General features: G+C 42.1%; 16 protein-coding genes. 11 read left to right on the forward strand and 5 right to left on the reverse strand.

The window, feature by feature from the left end:
• Positions 1–8: 8 nt before the first annotated feature.
• The gene (locus ACLI1A_RS04605) at positions 9–4,550 is read right to left on the reverse strand and encodes a translocation/assembly module TamB domain-containing protein (RefSeq protein ID WP_411406577.1); all 4,542 of its coding nucleotides are present in this window, start codon (positions 4,548–4,550) and stop codon (positions 9–11) included.
• A 93-nt stretch (positions 4,551–4,643) separates the two neighbouring features.
• On the opposite strand from ACLI1A_RS04605, the gene tsaD reads away from it, so the two are divergent.
• The 6 genes from tsaD (at position 4,644) to ACLI1A_RS04635 (ending at position 10,864) form a co-directional block, all read left to right on the forward strand.
• A complete protein-coding gene (tsaD, locus tag ACLI1A_RS04610; protein WP_411406579.1) occupies positions 4,644–5,666 on the forward strand; it encodes a tRNA (adenosine(37)-N6)-threonylcarbamoyltransferase complex transferase subunit TsaD in 1,023 nt (340 codons plus the stop codon).
• Positions 5,666–6,370 (forward strand): 16S rRNA (uracil(1498)-N(3))-methyltransferase, encoded by a 705-nt coding sequence (locus tag ACLI1A_RS04615; RefSeq protein WP_411406581.1) that lies wholly within the window; start codon positions 5,666–5,668, stop codon positions 6,368–6,370. Before tsaD ends, ACLI1A_RS04615 begins: the two co-directional genes overlap by 1 nt.
• 56 nt (positions 6,371–6,426) lie before the next feature.
• Entirely contained in the window at positions 6,427–7,065 is a 639-nt protein-coding gene (locus ACLI1A_RS04620) for a DUF4159 domain-containing protein (RefSeq protein WP_411406583.1), read from the forward strand.
• A gap of 105 nt (positions 7,066–7,170) precedes the next feature.
• Positions 7,171–8,487: a DUF389 domain-containing protein gene (locus ACLI1A_RS04625; protein ID WP_411406585.1), complete on the forward strand. Its 1,317-nt coding sequence runs from the start codon at positions 7,171–7,173 to the stop codon at positions 8,485–8,487.
• A gap of 116 nt (positions 8,488–8,603) precedes the next feature.
• On the forward strand, positions 8,604–9,686 hold the full coding sequence (locus ACLI1A_RS04630) for an AI-2E family transporter (protein WP_411406587.1): 1,083 nt from the start codon (positions 8,604–8,606) through the stop codon (positions 9,684–9,686).
• Positions 9,687–9,688: 2 nt separating this feature from the next.
• The gene (locus ACLI1A_RS04635; protein WP_411406589.1) at positions 9,689–10,864 is read left to right on the forward strand and encodes a THUMP-like domain-containing protein; all 1,176 of its coding nucleotides are present in this window, start codon (positions 9,689–9,691) and stop codon (positions 10,862–10,864) included.
• A 98-nt stretch (positions 10,865–10,962) separates the two neighbouring features.
• Here the strand turns inward: ACLI1A_RS04635 and ACLI1A_RS04640 are convergent, their stop codons facing one another.
• From ACLI1A_RS04640 to ACLI1A_RS04655, 4 genes are all read right to left on the reverse strand, one after another.
• Entirely contained in the window at positions 10,963–11,910 is a 948-nt protein-coding gene (locus tag ACLI1A_RS04640; protein ID WP_411406591.1) for a phosphoribosylaminoimidazolesuccinocarboxamide synthase, read from the reverse strand.
• A gap of 51 nt (positions 11,911–11,961) precedes the next feature.
• The gene (locus ACLI1A_RS04645; RefSeq protein WP_411406593.1) at positions 11,962–12,396 is read right to left on the reverse strand and encodes a hypothetical protein; all 435 of its coding nucleotides are present in this window, start codon (positions 12,394–12,396) and stop codon (positions 11,962–11,964) included.
• 4 nt (positions 12,397–12,400) lie between these two features.
• Positions 12,401–12,733, reverse strand: a complete 333-nt coding sequence (locus ACLI1A_RS04650) for a hypothetical protein (protein ID WP_411406595.1) — start codon at positions 12,731–12,733, stop codon at positions 12,401–12,403.
• Between the two features lie 103 nt (positions 12,734–12,836).
• Positions 12,837–13,784 carry a PhoH family protein gene (locus ACLI1A_RS04655; RefSeq protein WP_411406597.1) on the reverse strand — a complete coding sequence of 316 codons (948 nt, stop codon included), beginning with the start codon at positions 13,782–13,784 and terminating at the stop codon, positions 12,837–12,839.
• Positions 13,785–13,885: 101 nt separating this feature from the next.
• Here ACLI1A_RS04655 and ACLI1A_RS04660 point away from each other — a divergent pair, with 101 nt between their 5' ends.
• The 5 genes from ACLI1A_RS04660 (at position 13,886) to ACLI1A_RS04680 (ending at position 25,093) form a co-directional block, all read left to right on the forward strand.
• Positions 13,886–14,719, forward strand: coding sequence for an S-adenosyl-l-methionine hydroxide adenosyltransferase family protein (locus tag ACLI1A_RS04660; protein ID WP_411406599.1), 834 nt, complete (start codon positions 13,886–13,888; stop codon positions 14,717–14,719).
• 207 nt (positions 14,720–14,926) lie between these two features.
• A complete protein-coding gene (gene gldF, locus ACLI1A_RS04665) occupies positions 14,927–15,652 on the forward strand; it encodes a gliding motility-associated ABC transporter permease subunit GldF (protein WP_411406601.1) in 726 nt (241 codons plus the stop codon).
• Positions 15,652–17,460 carry a gliding motility-associated ABC transporter substrate-binding protein GldG gene (gene gldG / locus ACLI1A_RS04670; protein WP_411406603.1) on the forward strand — a complete coding sequence of 603 codons (1,809 nt, stop codon included), beginning with the start codon at positions 15,652–15,654 and terminating at the stop codon, positions 17,458–17,460. The genes gldF and gldG overlap by 1 nt, the downstream gene beginning before the upstream one ends.
• 98 nt (positions 17,461–17,558) lie before the next feature.
• Positions 17,559–18,677, forward strand: a complete 1,119-nt coding sequence (gene dnaN / locus ACLI1A_RS04675) for a DNA polymerase III subunit beta (RefSeq protein WP_411406605.1) — start codon at positions 17,559–17,561, stop codon at positions 18,675–18,677.
• A gap of 236 nt (positions 18,678–18,913) precedes the next feature.
• Complete coding sequence (locus ACLI1A_RS04680) at positions 18,914–25,093, forward strand: choice-of-anchor J domain-containing protein (RefSeq protein ID WP_411406607.1); 6,180 nt, start codon at positions 18,914–18,916, stop codon at positions 25,091–25,093.
• Positions 25,094–25,150 lie beyond the last annotated feature (57 nt).

Consider the following 25,150-nt stretch of genomic DNA (forward strand, 5'->3'; position numbering starts at 1 on the left):
TAAATTGTTTACATGTCGGGCTCGGGTACATTATCCGGCTGCCTGTCTTCATCTGTTCCGGTCTTTTTCTTGCGTGTATCGCCAAATTGCATAAAATCGGGTGCCAGTTCACTATCCGGCATATCGTCAGAACTGTTATTGGAGTTACCGTCTTTCTTAACTTCAGTAGTTCCGAATATTTTTCGCATAAGCTGGCTTATGGTATTAAAGTCTACTTCATACGTAAGACCTACTCCCTGGGTATAACCTATACCCTCACCTAAAAAGTTAATATCATTTTCACGGTTAAACACCCTTGCATTTAGCGTGCCGGGCTCGTTAATACGGAGTTTAACTTCAATATTACCGGTAATAGCACTTTCGTTTACTCCGCCTACCGGTACACCCAGCTGACCGTTAATACTTACCCTATCGTTTATTTGAGAAGAGAGCGTAATGCCTATCTGCGAGTTTGTATCTACATAAGGGTTGCGGGTTTGCTGTACATAGTTAAAACCTACGTTTACTTTGCCGCTACCATCTGAAATAATATCATTAAACAGGCTGCTTGCCTTTTCAAACAAACTTCCGGTAACCGCCGAACTGGCATTAGACGGGCTTATAAAACTACCCCCCGAAAGCAGTGCCAGTGCCTGGGTTTGCCTGGTGTCGGTATCACTAAGCCTGTAATCAAGGTCACTTTTCAGCACCGAACTTGCTCCCGGGAAATTAATGGTAAAATCAGGTTCAGGCTTAAGAAGACTACCCTGTAGTGATATAACCACCTCTGTTTTTATCGGCCTGTTAAAGCTATTGGTTTCAAGCAGTATGGCAGGGTTAGCATTTGTGGTATATACGGCTTCAAGGTTTAGCCTGGCTCGTGTAGGGTCGCCTTCCCAGTTTATGGTACCACCTTTTTTTACGGTAAATTCTTTATCTATAACACCACCGTACCTAAAGAAATATTTACCCTTGTCTACCTGATAGTCACCATCCATAGTAAACTTACCAAGGGTATTAATACCCAGCAGCATGTAGCCATTACCTGTAGAAGATAGTCCGTGCCCGCTACTTTTGTCTATTATTACATTGATTTTAGCATCGGGGGTTACTACAAGGTCAAACTGCATCTCAAGCCCCTTAAAGCCCTTAGTGCTTACAGTAGGCTCTTGTCCGTTTTGTATGTTTTCTTTTTCCTTAGGACTAAGGAAATGGATAAATGCAGCTGTAGAGGTACTTGTACTTCCCACATTACTTATAGGAATGTTTATCTCGGTATTCGGCATCGACTTGGCATCGGCCGTAATCAGCAGTCCGCTTGTAGGTCCGCTAATACTGGCGGTACCTTTTATAAATGCTTTACCGTAGTACAGTGCATCATCATGATCCTCGGTATCAAGCACCAATATGTTATCTGAGCTCATTTTAAGATCGAGCGCCCAGTTTCTAAATAAATCGTGCCGTACCTCTCCCTGAAGGAGCGCTTTTGTTTTATAGCGCGTATCAGTAAGCTGTACGTTTCCAAAAATAATCTTGTCCTCCGTGAGGTTAATCATGGAGTTTTCGTCAAAATTATAATCAGTATTCAGGTAGCCTACCTTTACACCACCTCCTTTTACATACAGCACGCCGTCAATTTCAGGCTTGCGCACATTCCCCACTATAGCTGCCCTACCACTTGCCCTACCTCGTATTTCAGGGAAAATGCTCTTAAGGAACACCGTAAGCGGGCTGATATCAAAGTTGGTAAATACAGCATCAAGCGACAGTAAAGTCTGCTTATCTACAATCTCTATATTACCTGCTGTACTAAAAGTTTCGTCTCCCTGGCGGGTTATAGTGCTTTTAAGGTTAAACTTCCTGAATGACCTATCTCCTGTAACCTGGGTATTCATATCACCCAGGGCAAAGTCGTTTATACGTAGGGTATCTATGGTAATAGAAGCTGACGGTTCAAAAACATCGCGGTTCTGTTTCAGGCTTACTTCACCATTTAGCCTACCGCCAAAACTGATACTATCCAATGACGGAGTGATTTTATTAAGGTCTACTTCTTTAAATGAAAGTCGCAAATCCTTATAACTATTACCTTTTATAGCACCACTAAGCTCTACATGTTGGTCGTTGTGAGAAAGCGAGATATTATCAAGGCTAAAATCGTCTATCTTTCTCTTAAATACAATTTTGTTATTATGTTCGTCATGCTCATTAATATACCACATAGAGTTTTTAAAACTCACTTCCGATTTTTTAAAGCCGACAACCGAATTGCGGTCTTTATCAATAGTATGGTACAGGTTTAGCTTATAAGCATCCTTATCATGATTACCGCCTTTAAATTCTGTACGCACATACAGCGTATCGTGCTGGGTAACATTAATAAGGCTGAAATCAGAAATCTTATAATTCTTCACCCGCATGCTGTCTACGCTGACATAAGTATTATAAAGCGGGTTTTTATTATTTACATCAAGCTTTACGTTATTAAAGGCATTGTCATACGCTATAATACCGGGCGAATTAAACGCTACAACAAACTCATTTTTATCGGCATTTACCCGTCCTTTAAGGTGGGTATCTTTACTAACTGAAATTTCTGGTAATACAATACCAACAATCTTATTATAAATAGTAAGGTCGTAATCAAGATACTGTCCTTTCTTTACCTTATGGGGCGAATAATTAGCATACAGGCTACCCAGTCCGTTTTCAAATATCTTAGGTACCTGGTATACATCAAACTTGCCGGTTACACGGCCTTCAATAATATCCTGAGAGTTTACCGTAACTGTTCGTTCGTTATTATCATCAAACGATGACGCTATGAAAAAGTCTTCAAAATAATAGCTGTCGCGGCTGTTTTGATAAGAGAGTCGTGATATTTGCAACGTACCTGCCAAATCGTTAAGGTTATTACCCGATGCCTCAAACAGCAGGTCGCCCTTAAAAATAGACAGTGTATCTTTCTTCATTATTTTCAATAGTGCTAGGTCAGCATAGTCTACCTGCGCATGGAAATCATAATTTTTGCGATACTGGCTCATATCCACAAGCCCATCAAAACTCATCAGGAGGTTAGGGTCGTTACTGTTAACACGACCTTTAAAATAAGGCCACTTAAACAAACCGTCTACAGTAACTTTTTTATAGTTATAGCCGTTGTATGCAAATGCAGTAACATCTCCCTTAACACTGGTGTTCAACGATTCCTTATTAAAACCTTTTCCGTCTACATCAAGGTGCAGCGTAGCCAGCCCCACTTGTTTTATATCGGTAAGTGCCCCCACATTAAATTTCTGAAGGTCTATAACACCTTTATATTTAGCCTCATTAGGATTATTAAATCCTTTTATTTCAAGATTAGCAGTAGCTTCGCCTAACCCACTTAACACGTACATATCTGTAGTAAGGTCGGTTTTAGTAAGCACTATGTGCCCGGTAATATCTACCTCGCCCAGCCTGCCCAGTTGTTCCGGAAGTTTTTTACCCAATATGCGCGGCAAAATACCACACAGGTTGTTATACTGCGCTGTAATACGCCTGAAATTACCATTCATGTAAAATCCGGGGCCTGTGCGGGTAAACAGGTTACGGAAATTTACCTTACCGCTTATTTCGGTACCCTTATCATCAATAAGGTTTAGGTTGTACAGTATAAAATTGTTCAGTGTACCCTTAAGGTGTGTAGAAAGGTAAAACTTCTGGTCTTTGCCAAATTCTGGGTAAAAATAGTTAAGCTCGTTACTGCTTACTACAGCGCGGGTAACATCAAAATCCGTTTGTACCTTATCTACAAAATAAGGCAGGTCTTTTCGCTCAAAGGTAAACTTCAGGTTTCCCTTAAGTTCTGATTCTGCTGTTTTTATTTCAGCATCCCTTAGTGAAATATTCTTTTTGGTGTATGCAAATCCCCCTGTAAGGTTTTGCACAAAAAGCCCGTGATGGTCATGCAACGAAAGCTTTCGTATATCACCGTAAATGTTTGGCCCCTTTACAAGAAAGTTTTTTACAAAGCCGCTTATTTTGGTAAAGTCCAAAACCTTAGTGTGTGCAGCATTTTCATTAGAAAGCCTGAAACGTCCGCCGGCAACATAAAGATTAGCCACATTTAGCCTGAATTTACCTTTACCGGGTTTACCATCATCAAAAGATTTTATAAAAACATCAAGGCTACTGACTGTTTCACCTTTGTAGGTTTTCATGTGCACATTAAGGCTTTGTGCATTAAGCTTGCCAAACTCAAGATTGGTCTTAGCCAGCTTTTTAAAACTCAGCAGATTTGTTTTTATATAATCAGCACTTATAAGCGTATCGTTATGATGGTCTTTTATAAGCACTTTTTGCAGCCTAACACCACCAAAAATATTTATAGCAACTTTATCTACAAAAATGTGGGTTTTAAAGTCTTCGTTAATACGGTCAGTAGCGTAGCGAGCTATCTGGGTTTGCACATACGGAACCTGTAGTGCAATAGCCACCAATAACAAAAACACCACCAGTCCCAAAAGGGTACGCAGCAGTATTTTTTTAAATTTTTTGAAACGGCTATTTGTCTTAACTTTGTTCTCCAAAATGTATAATGTCCCGTTAACGGCAAAAGTAGGAAATTTTACAAAGCCTTAACTTGCTTTAACCCTTTTTTATAACTCAAAATCCGTGCCTATATGGCTGAAAAGCCCAAATATATCTTAGCAATAGAAAGTTCGTGCGATGACACGGCCGCAGCTGTACTTATAAACGATAAAGTATTGAGTAATGTTGTAGCCCGCCAGCAAATACACGAAGAGTATGGCGGCGTAGTACCAGAGCTGGCCAGCCGTGCCCACCAGCAGAATATTGTACCCGTGGTAGATGTGGCACTAAGCCGTGCCGGCATACAAAAAGAACAGCTTTGTGCGGTAGCCTTCACCCAGGGGCCTGGGCTTATGGGCAGCCTGCTTGTAGGCAGTTCATTTGCTAAATCTTTTGCACTGGCGCTACAGGTTCCGTTAATTGCGGTAAACCACATGCAGGCGCACATACTCGCCCATTTTATAGCCGAAGAAGGTTTTGATAAACCCACGTTTCCGTTCCTGGCCATGACCATAAGCGGCGGCCATACACAAATAGTACGTGTAGACAGCTATTTCAGCATGGAAGTTATAGGAGAAACCACTGATGATGCTGTAGGCGAAGCCTTTGATAAAAGCGCTAAGATACTTGGCTTGCCTTATCCGGGTGGACCGCTGATTGATAAATACGCACAAACTGGCAATCCTAAAGCTTACCAATTTACCAAGCCGCAGGTACCGGGGCTTAACTTCAGTTTTAGCGGACTAAAAACGCAGATATTGTACTTCATTCAGAAAAACCTTAAGGAAGACCCTGATTTTGTAAAGAACAATATGGAAGATATCTGTGCATCTATTCAGTATACCATCATCAACATACTGATGGATAAGCTGAAAATAGCTGTGAAAGAAACCGGCATTAAACAAGTAGCCATAGGCGGCGGGGTTTCGGCTAACAGCGGTATACGTAACACATTGAAAGAAGCCGAGAAAAAATATGGATGGAAAACCTATATCCCTAAATTTGAATACACAACCGATAATGCCGCAATGATAGGCATAGTAGGTTACCATAAATATCTGGAAGAACAGTTTAATGATGCAAGTGTAACCAGTAAAGCCAGAATAGAATTGTAATGCAGCTATTTTTTGACCCAAATATCTCACAAGGCGATACCATTTTTGTTTTTGACAAAGAGGAAAGCCGCCATATTGTAAAAGTACTTCGCAAAAAAGAAGGAGATGTATTACACATAACCAATGGCAAAGGTTACTTATTTATAAGCGAAGTGGTTTTTGCCAATGAAAAAAAGTGCGAAGTAAGCATTACTGCCGTTGAGCACTTTGAACCACTACCCTACCGCCTGCACCTGGCTGTAGCGCCTACAAAAATGAACGAGCGCTACGAATGGTTCCTGGAAAAAGCTGTAGAAATAGGCATTACCGAAATTACTCCCATTATTTGCGAGCATAGTGAACGTACAGTTTTTAAGGCAGACCGTTTTGAGAAAATAATCCACAGCGCTATGAAGCAGTCGCTGCAATACCACATGCCGGTACTGCACGAACCTGTGCCGTTTAACCAGTTTGTAAAACAACAGCGCGAAGGCAAATTGTTTATAGCCCACTGTGAGGAAACCGACAAAAAGCTACTTAAAACCGAGCTTACACCAAAAGAAACCCAAACCATACTGATAGGCCCTGAGGGCGATTTTTCTACAAAGGAAATTGAGTTAGCATTAAGTCTTGGTTATGCACCGGTATCATTAGGCAATACCCGCCTGCGTACCGAAACGGCCGCCATTGTAGCAGCGCACAGTGTGGCGTTTGTAAATGAGTAAAAGAAATAACTGTTTTTTATTTGCGTTTACTATATTTACATCTGAAGAAAGCTAACATGAAAAAACTACTCTATATACTCCTTGCTTTGCCCCTACTTACAACCGCACAGGAAATCGCCGTACTGAAATACTCAGGCGGTGGCGACTGGTACGGTAACCCTACCTCATTGCCCAACCTGGCTAAATTCTGTAACCAGAACATTGGCACCAAGATAACTCCTAAAACATCGGTAGTAGAGGCCGGCAGCCCCGATTTGTTTTCGTATGCGTTTGTACACATGACGGGTCACGGCAACGTAGTGTTTAGTGATAATGACATTACAAACCTGCGTAACTACCTTACCTCAGGCGGTTTCCTGCATATAGACGACAACTACGGTATGGATGAGTACATCCGCCGTGAAATAAAACGCATTTTCCCCGATAAAGAACTGATACGCGTACCTGTAAGCCATGAAATTTTTAAAGGACCTTTCAGCTTTCCGCAAGGGATGCCGAAAATCCACGAGCACGACGGTAAGACACCTGATACCTGGGGGATTTTTAACGAAGGTAGGCTGGTGCTACTGTACACCCATGAAACCGACCTTGGTGACGGCTGGGAAGACAAAGAGGTACACAATGATCCTATAGAAGTACGTACTAAAGCACTGCGTATGGGTGCAAACATACTTAACTACGCATTTAACTTTTAAAGGTTGTTTACCGTTCATTTATGCTATAGTATTGTTTGATGTATTTGTTAATCCTACAAGAAACAAACCACTTTTTTTGTAAATTTAACTGGCAACAAACATCCTATGAATAAATTTAAACAAATCCTCAACCTTCATGTAGGTGAAGACGACCGTGAGAAAACCCTTGAAACGGTAAGTAAAAATATTTCATTTAAAGGCTCAAACCTTTGGATTTTGGCCTGTGCTATCATAGTAGCATCAGTAGGCTTAAATGTAAACTCTACCGCGGTAATCATAGGTGCCATGCTTATTTCGCCACTCATGGGCCCCATTGTAGGGGCAGGATTTGCACTGGGCATTTATGATTTTGTACTACTTAAAAGGTCGTTTCAAAACCTTTTAACCGCCACTCTGGTAAGTCTTGCTGCATCGGCAATCTATTTTTTCATAAGTCCTTTTAAAGAAGTACAATCTGAGCTGCTTGCCCGGACAGCGCCTAATATATACGACATACTTATTGCCTTTTTTGGTGGTATTGTAGGAGCAATTTCTATAACACGCATAGAAAAAGGAAACCCCATACCCGGTGTGGCTATAGCAACAGCTTTAATGCCACCACTGTGTACTGCAGGCTATGGCTTAGCTACCGCGCAGTGGCAATACTTTTTAGGGGCATTTTACCTGTACTGCATCAACTGCGTTTTTATAGGCATTGCCACTTTTGCCATTGTAAAATACCTGAGGTATCCTGCTAAAAAACAAATAGACGAAAAACAGCAAAAACAGGTACGGGTAATTATTACCATTGTAATAACCGTAATGTTACTGCCCAGCGCTTACCTGGCTTACGCCCTGTACAGAGAACAACAATTTAAAAAGAACACCGACCTGTTTATAGAACACGAGTTTACAGATAAAGGGTATGCAGTAGTGTACAAACGGTCTGAGATTGTAGCCACAAAAAAACGCCTGGAGCTGGCTTTCCTTCAAAAGAAGTTTAGTAAAAATGAAATCGCTGCCTTAAATAAGAAAATTAAAAACAATGAGTACCTTAATGGCACTGAGTTGATAATACGCCAGGACACTACCGACCGTTTTTCAGCATTAAAGGGTGATATTTTGAACGAAATACATTCTAATGAAAACGAAATCCACCTTCGCGATTCGAGGATAAATCAACTGGAAGCCAAAATAGCCGCAACAGACCGGGATAATTATCAAATCTTTAATGAAACCAAAGAACTTTTCCCTCAGGTAAAAGCCATTTCTGTAATAGACAATACTAAATTTAATATGGCAAAAGACAGTACCTTTACCGTAACTACCATAGCATTTGAATCGGATGAAGCATTAAAGCCAGAAGATCTTAAAAAACTAAAAAAGTGGCTAAGGCAACGCCTTCAAAACAAGAATATTGAGTTGTTTAGAAAACAGGATTAATTTTACAAACCCAAAAGCTATTTATAAGTAAATCATAATCTTATATTAAAGACAGTTTAGTTTTAGTAAAATTTTTCATACTTTCGAGGCATCCAAATCAAAAAAAATTAACAGCCATGGTAACCAGTAAAACTATAGCAAACGGCTTGCTAAGAGCCATTGCAATACTTGCGGGAGTGTTTGTCCTGCTTATGTTTTTGTACTCCATACAAACGGTAATAATATACCTGGTTGTAGCACTAATACTCACCCTTATAGCGGTACCTATTGTTCGCTTCCTGAAATTAAAATTAAAATTTCCGCACATACTCGCCGTAATTAGTACACTGGTGTTTTTTCTGCTCATCCTGGCGGGTTTTATACTCATGTTTGTTCCACTTATCATAAGCCAGAGCGAAAACATAGCCATGATAGACACAAACCAGCTTCAGGCTGATTACACCCATATAATAGAACAGATTGATAGTCATTTTGGCATTGATACCCAAAAAATGATAACAGAATCAAAGATTACATCAAAAATAAACCTGAATATAATACCATCTTTTCTGAACTCCGTTTTGGGTGTACTTAGCGGTTTTGGCATGGGACTGGCATCGGTAATGTTCATCACTTTCTTTTTCCTTAAAGACCGTATGCTTTTTATAAAAAGTGCAAAAAAGCTGTTACCAGACGCTCATGAAGAAAAGATACTACATTCTATTGACAAGGTAAACGAAATGCTGAGCCGCTATTTTATAGGGCTTATTATACAAATGTCTATTTTATTCACCATTTATCTTATTGTATTGCTGGTCTTTGGCGTAAAAAACGCCTTTGTTATTGCACTTATTACGGCTTTCCTGAATATAATACCGTACATTGGCCCTATAATTTCATCGGTATTGGTGGTGGTGCTTACAATGCTGGGACACATGAGTCCTGAAACACACCACGACATGTTCAGCACTACGCTGTATGTATTTATAGGTTATTGCGTGGGGCAGTTTATAGACAACAACATTACGTCGCCACTCATATTCAGTAACAGCACAAATTCGCACCCGTTGGAAATATTCATAGTAGTGCTTATCAGTGGCTTTACCTTCGGTATACTGGGCATGATCATAGCCATACCCATGTACACAACATTAAAAATAATAGCCAAGGAATTCTTCCCGGAAAATCCTGTGGTAAAAATACTTACTAAAGACATTTAACATTGCTTAGCGCTTTACTGCAACCCGAAATTCAAGAATACATACACGAGCATACCCATGACGATGTAAAAAAGCTCGCGCTACAAAAAAATCCGTTCCCCGCCCTGCCGTGGACAGAAATTCTGAACCAGATTGCTGCACGCCAAAAGGCAAAAGACAAACTGCCCACATGGTTTGGCACAGAAAATATCATTTATCCGTCTAAAGTTTCGGTGGAGCAAACCTCGTCTGAAACTGCGGCACAATATAAAGCCAACCTGGTTTTGGGCGAAAGCCTTATCGACCTTACAGGCGGTTTCGGGATTGATGATTATTACTTTTCAAAGGTCGTAAACCAGGTTACCCATTGCGAACTGAACGCCGACCTTTCGGCAATAGCATCCCATAATTTTACGGTACTGGGCGCCCATAACATACAGTGTTTTGCCGGCGACAGCCTGGAAACGCTAAAAGCTGAAAACAAACAACACGACTGGATTTATATAGATCCTTCCCGGCGCAACGAAGCCAAAGGCAAAGTCTTTATGCTGGCCGACTGCCTGCCTAATGTAACTGAACTGCTTGATGTGTATTTTAGCTACACCGAAAACATAATGATAAAAACCGCACCCCTGCTGGATATTTCGGCGGGGTTGGGCGAATTGCATTCTGTTAAGGCAATACACATAGTAGCCGTAAACAATGAGGTAAAGGAGCTGCTATGGATATTACAAAAAGAATTTACCGATGCTCCGGCACTTATAGCGGTAGACCTTGCCAAAGACGGAACAACCACCTTTGAAGCCCAATACGGCAATGAGGATATAGCCTCGCTGAGCCTGCCCCTTACCTATTTGTACGAGCCAAACAGCGCTGTCATGAAATCAGGTGCTTTTGGTGCGGTGGCTACGCATTACAAGATGGCAAAGCTGCACGCGCATTCTCAACTGTATACTTCAGATAGTTTAATGGATTTTGCAGGCCGCAGGTTTGAAATACAACAAGTACTGCCTTATGGCAAAGCCGAAATGAAACAATATATTGAAGGCAAAAAAATGAATATTACCGTGCGTAATTTTCCGTTAAAGACCGAAGAATTACTAAAAAAGTGGAAGATTAAAGATGGCGGCGATGTATATACGTTTTTCACCACGAATAAAGACGGTGAAAAAACAGTATTGGTTTGCCGGAAAGTATAACCGATGCCGTCATTGCGAGCGAAGTGTAACGGAACGCGGCAATCTTTTTTAGATTGCTTCGTCGTGCCTCCTCGCAATGACGGACCGGATAGTAATCTTTATTTATTCAAAAATGCCAGTACGTTTTCTTCAATACGGGCATTAATGTTGGTGATGTCTGCTTTTACAAACTCCTCACCTATGATATTTTCATATAGCTCTATATAGCGCTCTGATACGGTTTCTATGTAAGCATCTGTCATTTCCGGGATCTGTTGGCCTTCTTTACCCTGGAAACCATTTTCTATAAGCCAGCGGCGCACAAACTCCTTGCTCAGCTGCTTTTGTTCCTCGCCTTTATCCTGACGCTCCTGGTAACCTTCGGCATAGAAATAACGCGATGAATCCGGCGTGTGGATTTCGTCAATCAATACAATTTTGCCATCTTTGGTTTTACCAAATTCGTACTTGGTATCTACCAGTATCAGTCCGCGTGAAGCGGCAATCTCAGTACCACGCTGAAACAATGCACGGGTATATTTTTCAAGCACCAGGTAATCTTCCTCGCTTACAATTCCCTTAGCAAGAATATCCTCACGGCTGATGTCCATATCGTGCTCGCCGTTATCGGCTTTGGTAGTTGGGGTAATTATCGGTGTAGGGAATTTATCGTTCTCCTTAAGACCCTCTACAAGCTCCACACCACACAGTACACGCTTACCTGCAGCATACTCACGTGCAGCGTGTCCGCTTACGTAACCACGTATTACCATTTCTACCTTAAACGGTTCGCACAGGTGGCCTACTGCCACGTTAGGATCCGGGGTAGCTATAAGCCAGTTAGGCACTATGTCCTGTGTAAGGCTCATAAACTTAGTAGCAATCTGGTTTAGTATCTGTCCTTTGTACGGAATGCCTTTTGGCATAACCACGTCAAAAGCACTAAGCCTGTCTGTAGCCACCATAACCAGCAGCTCATCATTAATATTATAAACTTCGCGCACCTTACCACGGTAAACCGATTTCTGGCCGGGGAAGTTAAAGTTTGTTGTAGTGATGGTATTCATCGTGTTGTTTGCTGTTTAGTATTGAGGTGCAAAAATAAGAAAGTTATTTTATCATGCTGCATTTCTTTTAACCGCCTTACTATTACCTATTGCAAAACCAATATTGACAAATAAAACCAATACAGACAATACAGGAACTAAAAGATTTAGCATATACATAGAATCATAACCTCGAAAAAAACTAAGGAATAACGACAAAAGAACAAGACTTAGATTTATTACAGAAAGTTTCTTGCTGATTGTAGCCTTACAAAGAAATAAAATTAAATAACCTAAAATGTAAAGCAACAAACTAACTATGGCGAAAACCGGCAACCAGTTTAGTATATCCCAACCCCAACCAACAGTCTTATTTACTCCATATGTTGAGATGCTACCGGTAATTTTTGCGTTGAAGGCAATCACTATTAAAAGTAATATTGCCAAAACAAAAAAATACAACAGGCCCAAAAGCAGGCCTGAAGGTTTTGTAAAATCAGGTTTCATCTTGCTAATGTTCAACATACAATGTATTGTCGCCTATTTTGTATTTAACCTGTTTTTTATCGTTATTCTTTGAAATATTTACCGCACCGTAAAAAGTATACTGACAGCCACCCGTTATGGTAAGTTCCTTTTTTTCAGTGTCAAACACAATGCTGTCGGCGTGTTCTACAGTCAGCTTGTCGTCTGTATATGAAACATCCGTATCAAACACCATTTGCTTTTTGTCGTCGCTAACTGTTAAAGATTTCGACTCAAATTGCGGTCCGTCATTTTTAGCAACCTGCGCAAAAGCAGCTGCAGAAAAGACCAAGGCTGTGGCTAAAAGTATTTTTTTCATAGGTTTATGGTTTATTATCAAACATATAACGTTTTAAAATCCCGAAATATTTTAATCTCACCAAGGCTTTATGACTTTTGGCTTTACAACTTTCGACTAAAGTTTACCCCTGGTGTTCAATTCTCTTGTATGCCTCAATAACCTTCTTCACAAGGCGGTGGCGCACCACATCCTTATCATCAAGGTAAATAATACCTATGCCATCCACATCTTTCAGTACCAATAACGCTTCTTTAAGTCCGCTGGTGGTACTGCGCGGCAGGTCTATCTGGCCGGGGTCGCCGGTAATCATAAACTTGGCATTCTTACCCATACGCGTCAGGAACATTTTCATCTGGCTGTGTGTGGTATTCTGCGCCTCATCGAGGATTACAAAAGCGTTGTCAAGCGTACGACCGCGCATAAAGGCAAGTGGAGCTATTTGAATAATACCTTTCAGCAGGTAATCTTCCAGTGTTAGTGGTGGCAGCATATCGCGCAGCGCATCGTATAACGGCTGCATGTATGGATCCAGCTTCTCCTTCATATCACCCGGAAGAAAGCCCAGGTTTTCACCCGCTTCTACCGCAGGACGGGTAAGTATAATACGTTTTACCTGCTTTTCTTTCAGGGCTTTTACCGCAAGTGCCACACCTGTGTAGGTTTTACCCGTACCTGCAGGCCCTACGGCAAACACCATGTCGTTTTTACTCATGTAGTCTACAAGCAGCTGTTGGTTAGGGGTCATGGCCTTAATAAGCTTTCCGCCCAACCCATGCACCAGTACTTTATCACTCGGGTTCATGTGTTCGGTTTGTACACCAGTGCTTATTACACGCTCTATTACATTATCGTCGATGCTGTTAAAACGGGTAAAATGCAGCATCAACCGCTTGAAACGGGTCTCAAACTCATCGAGGAGTTCTTTCTCGCCAAATGCTTTAAGCGTAGAACCCCGTGCAACTATTTTCAGCTTGGGATAGTATTTTTTTATGGTTTCAAGGTGGGCATCCTGAGCGCCCCAAAAATCCTTAGGGGCGATGTCAGTTAATTCAATAATTCTTTCGTTCAAGCAAGTATGTTTTTGATTAATTTTATAGCTAATTATTGTAGCTTTGCATTCAAATTTAGTGAAATTTTTATTCGCGATTTTATAAAGTTTTACACAAAATTATGTCAATAATTACGCTTACTACCGATTTCGGCCTGTGCGACCATTTTGTGGGCGCGCTAAAGGGTAAATTGATTTCGGGATGCAGCGATGCCGTGATTATAGACATATCGCATAATGTAGACCTTTTTAACATCCCCCAGGCCGGTTATATCATTAGTGCTGCGTGGCGCAATTTCCCTGTCGGCACCGTACACCTCATAGGCGTGGATGCCGAACTGAGCCCCGAAAACCGCCATATAGCCATACTGTGGAACGGACATTACTTTGTATGTGCCGATAACGGCATACTGAGCCTGCTAACCCAGTCGGTTTTACCCGAAAAAATTGTTGAGATAAACATACACGACCGCCTGCCCGAAGGAAGCAACGCTATGGATGTATTTGCTACCGTAGCGTGCCACCTGGCCAAAGGCGGCACCCTAAGCGTTATAGGCCGTGAAACTACCGCTCCGCTAAAACCAATGCACGAAATGAATCCGGTAGTGGCTACCGATAAAAACAGCATACGCGGCAATGTGGTATACATAGACCATTTTGGTAACTGTGTTACAAACATTAGCAGAAAACTGCTTAAGGAAATAGGCAAAGGACGTAATGTGGAAATAAACTTTGGCACAAAAGGCGAAATAAAAGGTATAAAAAGCGGGTATTCTGACTTTAACCTGAACGAACGTTTTTCATTAAAAGACTATGAAGGCGAAAAGCTGGCAGTGTTTAATGAGGCGGGCTTTTTGGAAATAGCCATCTTCAGGAGTAACCCGCATACAGTAGGTTCGGCAAAAACATTACTCGGACTGAAATATAGAGACATGGTTAGCGTTAAGTTTGAATGATTGAAAATATAAAGATTGAAAGATTAGCGAATGTGTGTGGTATGCATTTGCCATGAATAGGATAAAACTGTATGTTTGCAGGCATTGATAGATATATGGATAATTTAGAGTTTTAGATTATTAGAACTTTAGATTGAGATGTCTCCTATCGTCGACATGGAAAACTTGAAACCTGGAACTTTAAACAAAAGAAACTAAATAAATTAGATGAAAGCATTATTGCTACGTGAAATCAAAGCCTTTTTCGGTTCGCCCATAGGGTATTTGGTTATCGCTATTTTCCTTTTGCTCAACGGACTTTTCCTTTGGGTATTCGAAAACGACTTTAATATACTGAACAGCGGTTTTGCCGATATGGGGCCGTTTTTCACCCTTTCGCCGTGGATACTTATTTTCCTGATACCGGCGGTAACCATGCGCAGCTTTTCTGATGAAAAGAAACAGGGCACACTGGAGCTGCTGTTTACCAAACCGCTAAGCACCTGGGAAATTGTGAATGGCAAGTTCTTCGGGGCGTTTGTGCTTATTATACTGGCATTGCTGCCTACACTTATTTATGTAGCTGTACTTTCAGATTTCGGGAACCCGCAGGGTAATATTGATATGGGCAGTACCATGGGTTCGTACTTTGGGTTACTGTTCCTTGTAGCGGGTTATACCGCCATAGGCATTTTTACCTCTACCCTTTCAGATAATCAGATTGTAGCGTTTATCAGTGCCGTATTTTTGTGCTTTGTATTCTTTTTCGGGTTCGAAGGCGTTTCCGGTTTCTTTGGTGGTTTTGGCAGTATTGTTTCAAAGGTGGGTATGGATTACCACTTCCGCAGCATGAGCCGCGGTGTTATAGATACCCGAGATGTAATATACTTTACCAGCATAGCCGTGCTGTTTTTATCGCTTACTGTGTATAAACTTAAATCGCTAAAATGGTAATGGAAACAGCTAAACAACAAAACAGGAAACAGCTGCTTATTACCCTTGCAGTATTGGTACTACTTAACCTGGCCGGGGCGTTTTTCTTTAAACGACTGGACCTTACTGCCGATAAGCGTTACACGCTTTCACCGGCATCAGTAAATTTAATAAAATCGGTTAATGAGCCATTGTATATAGACGTATTTCTTGAAGGGGAATTCCCGGGCGAATTTAAGCGCCTGCAGGATGAAACACGCCAGCTGCTACAGGAGTTTTCGGCAAGTAACCCCGATATAAAATTCAACTTCTTTAACCCGCTTGATAAATCAGAAAGCAGTGCCGAAACCAAGCGCGAGCTGATTTTCAAGGTCTTTAAAATGGATAATCCGAAGCTGTCTGCAAAGGATGAAACCGAAGTTAAAAACAGTATTGCCGGTATTACCGATATAGACAAAGCTATAATTGAAACCTTTAGCGGCAGCGGCATGAAACCCGCACAAATTACCGTAAACGACAAAGGCAAACAAAGCGAAACGCTTATTTTTCCGTGGGCTATAGCTACCTATAAAGGTAAGACCGTAAAAATACCATTACTTAAAAACATTCGTGGTGCTAATGCTGCGCAAAAAGTGGAAGGCTCTGTACAGCACCTGGAATACGCATTTGCCGATGCGCTGAATAAAGTTAGCAGCGACAAAGAGAAAAAAATTGTAGTACTACAGGGTAATGGTGAAATGAAGAGCCGCTACATGGCTAACTTTATAAAGGCATTGGGCGAAAGCTACCATACAGCACCATTTACGCTGGACTCTGTCGCCACTAACCCGGTAAAAACCCTTAAAGACCTACAGCAGTATGACCTGGCCATTATAGCCAAACCTACTGAAAAATTTACCGAAGAGGAAAAAGAGGTACTGGACCAGTATATACTGAACGGTGGTAAAACCCTGTGGATGTTGGATGCTGTACAGGTAGAAATGGACAGCCTGTACAACCCTACGGGAATGACCCCTGCCCTGCCACGCGACCTAAATATTAACGATATGCTGTTTAAGTACGGTGTGCGTTTAAACCCTGATATTATTAAAGATGAACAGGCTACTCCTATAAAACTTGCTACCGGCTCTCAGGGCAGCGCTACAGAATACCAGCAGTTTTTCTGGAAGTATTCGCCGTTTGCGTACCCTGATTCGATAAACACTAACCCTATTGTTAAAAACGTGGGTGGTATAAAACTGGAGTTTGCAAACCCTATAGACACCCTGAAAAATGGTATTAAGAAAAACGTACTGTTATCGTCATCACGCTTATCTAAAAAAGTGGGGACTCCTACCGCCATAAGACTGGATATGGTAAATGAAAAAACCGACCTGAAAGATTATGAAAAAGGTGGTTTCATGCCTGTTGCGGTACTACTTGAAGGGAGTTTCCGTTCAATGTATGAAAACAGGCTGCTGCCGTTTAAGCTAAACGGTTATAAAACTGTAGGCGTACCAGGCAAAATGATTGTAATAGCCGACGGCGATATTGCTAAAAACCAGTTTGACCAAAACGGTGCACCACTGGAACTGGGCTATGACAAGTGGACCGAGGAGTTCTACGAAAACAAGGATTTTATGCTAAACTGTGTAAACTACCTGCTGGACGATAACGGTCTTATTAACATACGTACCAAGGATGTAAAACTGCCAATGCTAAACACACAGAGGGTATATGACAATTATAACATGGCAGGAATCATTACCATAGGTCTGCCGCTAGCGTTGCTGGCCGCATTTGGCGGATTGTTTACATGGCTGAGAAAAAGAAAATACAGCAAGGCATAAGAGCCTTTGTGTTGAAAAAAAAGTTTCAGTATTAAATTGCTTTGCGATATATTTGCTATCCATTCCCGAAAGGGAACTAAACAAAAAAATAATCAGGAATGAAATTCATAGTATCAAGTACATATTTGCTAAAACAGCTGCAGGTGCTTAACGGTGTTATAAACAGCAACAACACCCTGCCTATTTTAGATAACTTCTTGTTTGAGCTAAACGGCACAGAGCTAAAAGTTTCGGCTTCAGACCTTGAAACCACCATGACCTCTACTCTGGAAATAGATTCAGACAGCGTGGGCAGCGTGGCGGTTCCGGCAAAATTATTGCTTGAAACCCTGAAAACTTTTCCTGAACAGCCGCTTACTTTTACTGTAGAAGACAACAACACGGTAGAAATAAGTTCTAATTCGGGTAAATATGCGCTGGCATATGCCGCCGGAGACGAATTCCCGAAAGCTGTATCGCTTGAAGACCCTTCATCTACTATAGTTCCTGCCGAGGTACTTGCCACCGCTGTAAGCAAAACCATATTTGCAGCCGGTAATGATGATCTTCGTCCGGTAATGTCGGGAGTATTTTTCCAGTTCTCTCCACAAGGGCTAACGTTTGTAGCTACCGATGCGCACAAACTTGTAAAGTATGCACGTACTGATGTAAAAGCATCTCAGGTGGCCGACTTTATTATGCCTAAAAAACCGCTTAACATACTTAAAGGTATACTTGCCACATCTAACTCTGATGTAACTATAGAATATAATGACAGTAACGCTACGTTTTCTTTTGACAACTACGTGCTTACCTGCCGTCTTATAGATGGTAAATACCCTAACTACGAAGCGGTAATACCTAAAGAGAACCCTAACAAGCTGCTTATAAGCCGCAGCCAGTTCTTTAGCTCGGTGCGTCGTGTGGCTATTTTCAGTAATAAAACCACACACCAGATACGCCTTAAAATAGCAGGCACAGAACTTAACATTTCTGCTGAGGACATTGACTATTCTAACAAAGCTGAAGAAAGGTTGACTTGTGATTATCAGGGCGACGATATGCAGATAGGTTTTAACTCGCGTTTCCTTACAGAAATGCTTACCAACCTGCAAAGCGACGAAATTCAGCTTGAAATGTCATTGCCAAACCGCGCAGGTATCCTTACCCCGGTAGACGGTCTTGACGAAGGCGAAACCGTAACCATGCTGGTAATGCCTGTAATGCTAAATAATTAAGAAAAAACTTTTTAATACCCAAAAGCCTCCGCCAAAAACGGAGGCTTTATTTATTTTTTCACTACTCATTTACTACTTTTTAACATAAAAATCTAACCGCAGGGAACAAATTTGTTTTTTTTGTTAAAACAATGCATTTTTCCGGAAAAATGCACGCAACCTTTTTTACTTTTTTGATACTTTTAGGTGCTAAAATTTATTTCGACTTTCTTATGAGAAAAATTACATTATTGTTAATGTTACTCCTGTCCGCAAGTGGATTTGCTCAGCTTGCACTTGAGGACTTTGAGGGGACATGGACTCCTCTGTCCGGTACAGAAGGCAGTGCAGGACCTACCGGATGGTACATTAAAAACGTGTCAGGCCCGGTACAGTACTGGATTCAGGGTAATGGATCTACTGCCCAGCCGGCATATTCTGGCACCCATGCTGCTTATCTAAACAAAGAAAACGTAGCAAGCGGCACCCAGAGTGAAGACTGGTTAGTAACTCCGCTGTTTACAGTACCTGCTAACGCCCAGTTGAAATTCTGGTCGAGGCTAACCGTAAACGGAGACCAGGGTACCAGCTACAAAGTAATGATAGGTACAGACATAACGCAGCCGTTTACCGACCTGCAAACCTGGACCGAATTAACGCTGAATACTGTTCAGCAGGAATATGAACAAAAAGTAGTAGATATACCTGCTGCTTATAATGGTCAACAAGTTTATGTAGCCTTTGTAATGATGGGCGACGACGGAGACCGCTGGCTTGTAGACGATGTACAGGTGGTAGAACAATGTATCATCCCTACAGCACTTGGCGCAAACCCTTCGGGCACTTATGCTACTCTAAACTGGACAAGTACTTCTACTAACTTTGAAGTGGAAGTAGTTACAAACGGTACTTCACCTACAGGTGTGGGTGTTTCTGCAACAGGTACAAGCTATACTACTCCTGCCACACTTACACCACAAACAACTTATCAATATTATGTAAGGGCAGTATGTGGTGATGGTAACAACAGTGAATGGGCCGGACCATATACTTTTACAACTTCTCAAATCCCGGGAACGTTAAACTTCACCGATGGTTTTGAATCAACCCAGGACTGGGCCATTGTAAATGGAACACAAACAAACAAATGGTACTACGGTACAGCTACTTCAAACGGAGGAACTAACTCTATATATGTATCTAATGACAACGGTGCTAACAACGCATATACCTTAAACACACTTTCTACAGTAATGGCATACCGCGATATACAAATGCCTGCCGCTGTAGACCAGCTTACACTTTCATTTGACTGGAAAAACCAGGGTGAAAGCGGTTGGGATTATTTAAGGGTATGGCTTGTACCGGCAACCTACACTCCGGTAGCAGGTACACAAACAACAGCTGCTAACAGTGGCGGTATTCAAATAGGTGGAAACTTTGGCCTTAACTCCAGCTGGAGTACATATACCACTACAATAAATGCTGCTGCTTATGCAGGTACTGTAAGGAGGCTTATCTTTGAATGGAGAAACGACACCAGCCTAGGTACCCAGCCACCGGCGGCAGTAGACAACATTAACCTGTCTATAATAACATGTCCGGCTCCTACAAACTTTACTTTGGGTACAGTAACTGAGAGTACTGCTAACTTTACATGGACAGGACCTTCTTCAGTAACTCCTACCTATGATATTTATTTTTCTACAAACAATACTGCTCCGGTAGCAGCTACGAGTCCTACGACTAACGTAACTCCAGCTTCTTTTTCACTTAGCTCACTAACTCCAAACACTACATATTATATATGGGTAAGGAGCAACTGTGGCAGTGGTGATTACAGTACATGGGTAGGCCCTATAAGCTTTACAACCACACAAATACCTGCTATACTAAATTATACCCAGGATTTTGAAGGTACACACGGCTTCGGGTTTGATAACGGTACACAACCTAATAAATGGATTGTAGGCAGCGCTACAAGTAATGGTGGTACAAAATCGTTATACATAACTAACGATAACGGTACCAGCAATGCTTTCTCTATTACTACACAATCTACAGTACATGCCTACAGGGATATCCTTATACCTGCCGGCACAAGCGAAATAAACCTTTCATTTGACTGGAAAGCGTATGGTGAATCTTGTTGTGATTACCTAAGGGTATGGATGGTTCCTGTTACCTATACTCCGGTTGCAGGTACACTAATGACTGCAGCTAACAGCGGCGGTATACAGGTAGGTGGCAACTTTAACGTAAACGGCAGCTGGACAAACTACCTTAATACGATTAACGTTTCGGCATATGCAGGCCAGGTACGCAGGCTTGTATTTGAATGGAGGAATGATGGTAGCATAGGTACTCAGCCGCCGGCGGCAGTAGATAACATTAACATTACTATTGTTACTTGTCCTAAGCCAATAAACCTTGCCGCTGTACAAACAAGTACTTCAGCTACGCTAAGCTGGACTCCTCAGGGAACAGAAACTTCATGGGAAGTATACGTAGTACCTACCGGTACAGCTGCTCCTACAGCTACAACCACAGGTACAACTGTTACTACAAGCACAGGTTATACTTATAGCCCGCTAAACCCTGCTACTACATACCAATACTATGTAAGGGCAATATGTAGCGACAGTGATAAGAGTATATGGTCTGGTCCATTCTCATTTACTACTGCAATTATCAACGATAATTATGATGGAGCAGTAGACCTTACTGTAAACAGCGGTACAGACTGTACAGTAACTACAGCAGCTGCATTTACCGGCGCTACAAGCTCTACCCTATCATTACCTACATGTAGCCCATACACTACTAATGGTCCAGACATTTGGTATCAGTTTACTGCAACAAGCAGCCTACAAACCCTATCGCTTTCAGGATTTGCAGGAACTGCGCAACAGGTAGTAATCAGTATTTATGAAGGCACGCCTGCTGATGGAGGTGAACTTTTCTGTAGTGCTAACAACGCCGTAAACATGGTAGGACTTACACCGGGTACTACTTACTATGTAAGGTTAACATTAAACCCTACAACTACAACAATAAGCCTTACCACAACTTTCAATATCTGTATAACTACACCGTCATCAGCAACAAACAGTGACTGTGAGATTACTACTATAAACCCAAGTTTTGAGCTTCCGGATATGGCGCATACCAATTCTGGACAGGGCCCTACGTTCTTCCTTGACTATGTTGTTCCGGGATGGAAAACAGGTGCAACAGATCATGCCATGGAATATTGGATAGAGCCAAACTACGAACACCAGCCTGCTTACCACACTAATACAGGTACCGATCTTTTCGTTACTTGGCCAGCAGCTGCTCCGGCTAACAGCGACCAGTTTATAGAACTAAACGCTAATGCTAACCAGGGTACCACAATGGGTGTTTACCAGGATTATACTGCAGCCCCGGGTACCGTGTTTGTTGTGAAATTTGCACACAGGGCAAGGAATACAAACTATGCCAGTGCTTCTTATGCAGCATCAGGTAACGTTATAGACGTAATGCGACTTATGGCTGGTCCTGTACCGGCAGCGGGTCAAACTTTGGCCGATGTAATAGACACATATACTCAGGTAGGTACTAACTTCAGTACATCTGCTAATGGTGTACCATCTGGCTACCCGGGTGTTTCAGGTGCTAGTGTTGCTAATGGTGGTAACGGTACTGCATGGGCTTACTATGGCGCCGACGGTACTCTTACATACACTGTACCTGCCGGACAAACTACTACACGTTTCTTCTTCCAGGCAGTATCTACTTCAACTGGTAACACCAGTGTAGGTAACTTCCTTGATGCAATTACGTTTACAGCTAACAACGCTATTACATCTACAAACCCTGCAGTTGCAGACTGTGACCCTACTACTACCGATATCTTCAACTATGTAAACGTTGAAGCCACAGGTGGTGGTACATGGATAGCACACGCTGATAACCCTTCGGCTACTATAATTGCAGATCCTACTGCAAACAGTACTACCATTTCGGGCTTTACCGTTCCGGGTACTTACCAGTATGACTGGACTACAGCTTACTGTACTAACCTACTTACTGTTACTTACACTGCTCCGGATATTGCTGCACCTACAGGACAGGATACATACACATACTGCCAGGGTAATACAGCGACAACACTTACTGCTACTGCCCTTGACGGATATGTACTAAACTGGTATGATGTAGAAACAGGCGGTACTGCAAGTGCTACTGCTCCTACCCCTGATACTTCGGTTGTAGGCACTACTACTTACTATGTAAGCCAGTCTTCTACTGCCGGTGCTTGCGAAAGCCCAAGGCTTCCTATTACTGTTACAGTAAACGAAACTCCGGTAGCTCCTACCACAGAAGATGTAACTTACTGCCAAACTGCTACTGCTGCTGAACTTACAGCTACTGCTGCTGACGGTAATACGCTAAACTGGTATACTGACCCAACAGGCGGTACAGCTACAACCACTGCTCCTACCCCTGACACTTCAGTTGCAGGTACTACCACTTACTATGTAAGCCAGGTTACCCCTGCCGGATGTGAAGGCCCAAGAGCTCCGCTTAATGTAATTGTTAGTGCTCCTACAGCACAGGTTACTACCTTTACACTACCGGCTTCGGTATGTATTGCAGGTACAAACCCGGTTGCAACACTTGATGCTACAGCTGTTACAACAGGTACATTTACAACATCAGATCCTACAAACCTTGTTATAGATGCTACAACAGGTGAAATAGACCTTACACTAAGTACTGCCGGTACTTACGACGTTACTTACAGCATTGCAGGTGATGTAACAACATGTGTTGCTCCAAGCGCTACAACTGTAAGCATTACTATTACACCACTTGCTACGCCGGTTACTACATTTACATATACCAACGTATGTGAATCGGCTGCTAACCAGCTTCCGGTACTTGATGCAGGTTTTGCTGCAAACGGTACGTTTACATCGTCTGACCCTGCAAACCTTGTGGTAGATGCCACAACAGGTGAAATAGACATGGCACTAAGTAACCCTGGTACTTATACAGTAACCTACAGTGTAGCTGAAGATGCTACCAGCTGTATGGCTGCCGCAACCAGCGACGCTGTTACTATTACTATTACTCCGCTTGTAGCTCCGTCTATAAATATCAGTTATCCAACCGTATGTGGATTAGAAGCTACTGTTGCTCCAAGTGCAGACCCTGCTCTTACAGGTGCAACATATGCCGACGCTAACAGCACAGGAACCCTATCAATAGACGCTACAACAGGTGTTATTGACCTCGCTAACAGTACTCCTGGTATGTACACTATATCATATACATATCTACAGGATGATACTACTTGTTCTGCGGCTGGTGTATATACTACAACTGTAGAAATTACTGCTCCAAGCACTCCGGTAACAGGCTTCCAGTACACTAATGTGTGTTCTACTGCTGCTAACCAGCTTCCGGCACTATTCAGTGGATTTACTACTGGTGGTACATTTACTGCCGATGCAGGCCTTACTGTAGATGCTATAACAGGTGAGATAGATATGGCAAACAGTACAGCTGGTACATATACTGTAACGTATACACTTGCAGCTAATGTAACCGGATGTGTAGCTTCAGGATCTAATACTGCCCAAGTAACCATTACTCCGGCATTTACTCCGGAAGTTGGCTTTACTTACGACGAGCAATACTGCTTCGGTACAGGAACTATCCTTCCGGAACTTGCTTCAGGATTTGCAGCAGGTGGTACATTTACTGTAAGCGGTGGTCTAACGATCAACTCTTCAACTGGTGAAATTTCACTTGCAGGTGTTGCTGCAGGTACATATTCAGTAACCTACACTGTAGGAGCTGACGCAAGCACTTGTAACCTTGGCAACAGCCATACTGAAAACTTCAACCTTAACGGTGAAATCGCGTTTACACTTGACGGCGTTTGTAACGGACCTTCGTTCATCATTACTGCTACCCCTACAGATGAGTCATTCGACACATCTTTAGTAACCTACCAGTGGACAACTGCTTCAGGTACTCCAATAGGCAGTGATTCTGAAGAACTGAATGTTAGCGCATACGTAGCGTCTCTGTCTACTTACCCTTCATTCCCTATGGATATTACCCTAACGGTAACCAATAATGGATGTAGTGTACCGGTAACCTATACTGTAGATGGCATTACTTGCGAAATACAGCGTGGTATATCTCCGGGCGGTACTGATGACCTAAACGACTTCTTCGACCTTACAGGCTTTGGTGCTAAAAAGCTGACTATCTTTAACCGTTACGGCAAAGAAGTATATGCTAAAACTAACTACACCAACGAATGGCATGGTCAAACAAATAATGGTGAAGAACTTCCTACAGGTACTTACTTCTATGCAATAGACCGCACAGAAGGAGCATCTAAAACAGGATGGATCTACATTAACAGGCAAAACTAAATTTTAGCCACACTACTTTTAAAGGCTCCCGGACTTCCGGGAGCCTTTTCTTTTTGG

The sequence above is a fragment of the Flavobacterium sp. RHBU_3 genome (genome assembly GCF_046613565.1).
Classification (GTDB): Bacteria; Bacteroidota; Bacteroidia; order Flavobacteriales; family Flavobacteriaceae; genus Flavobacterium.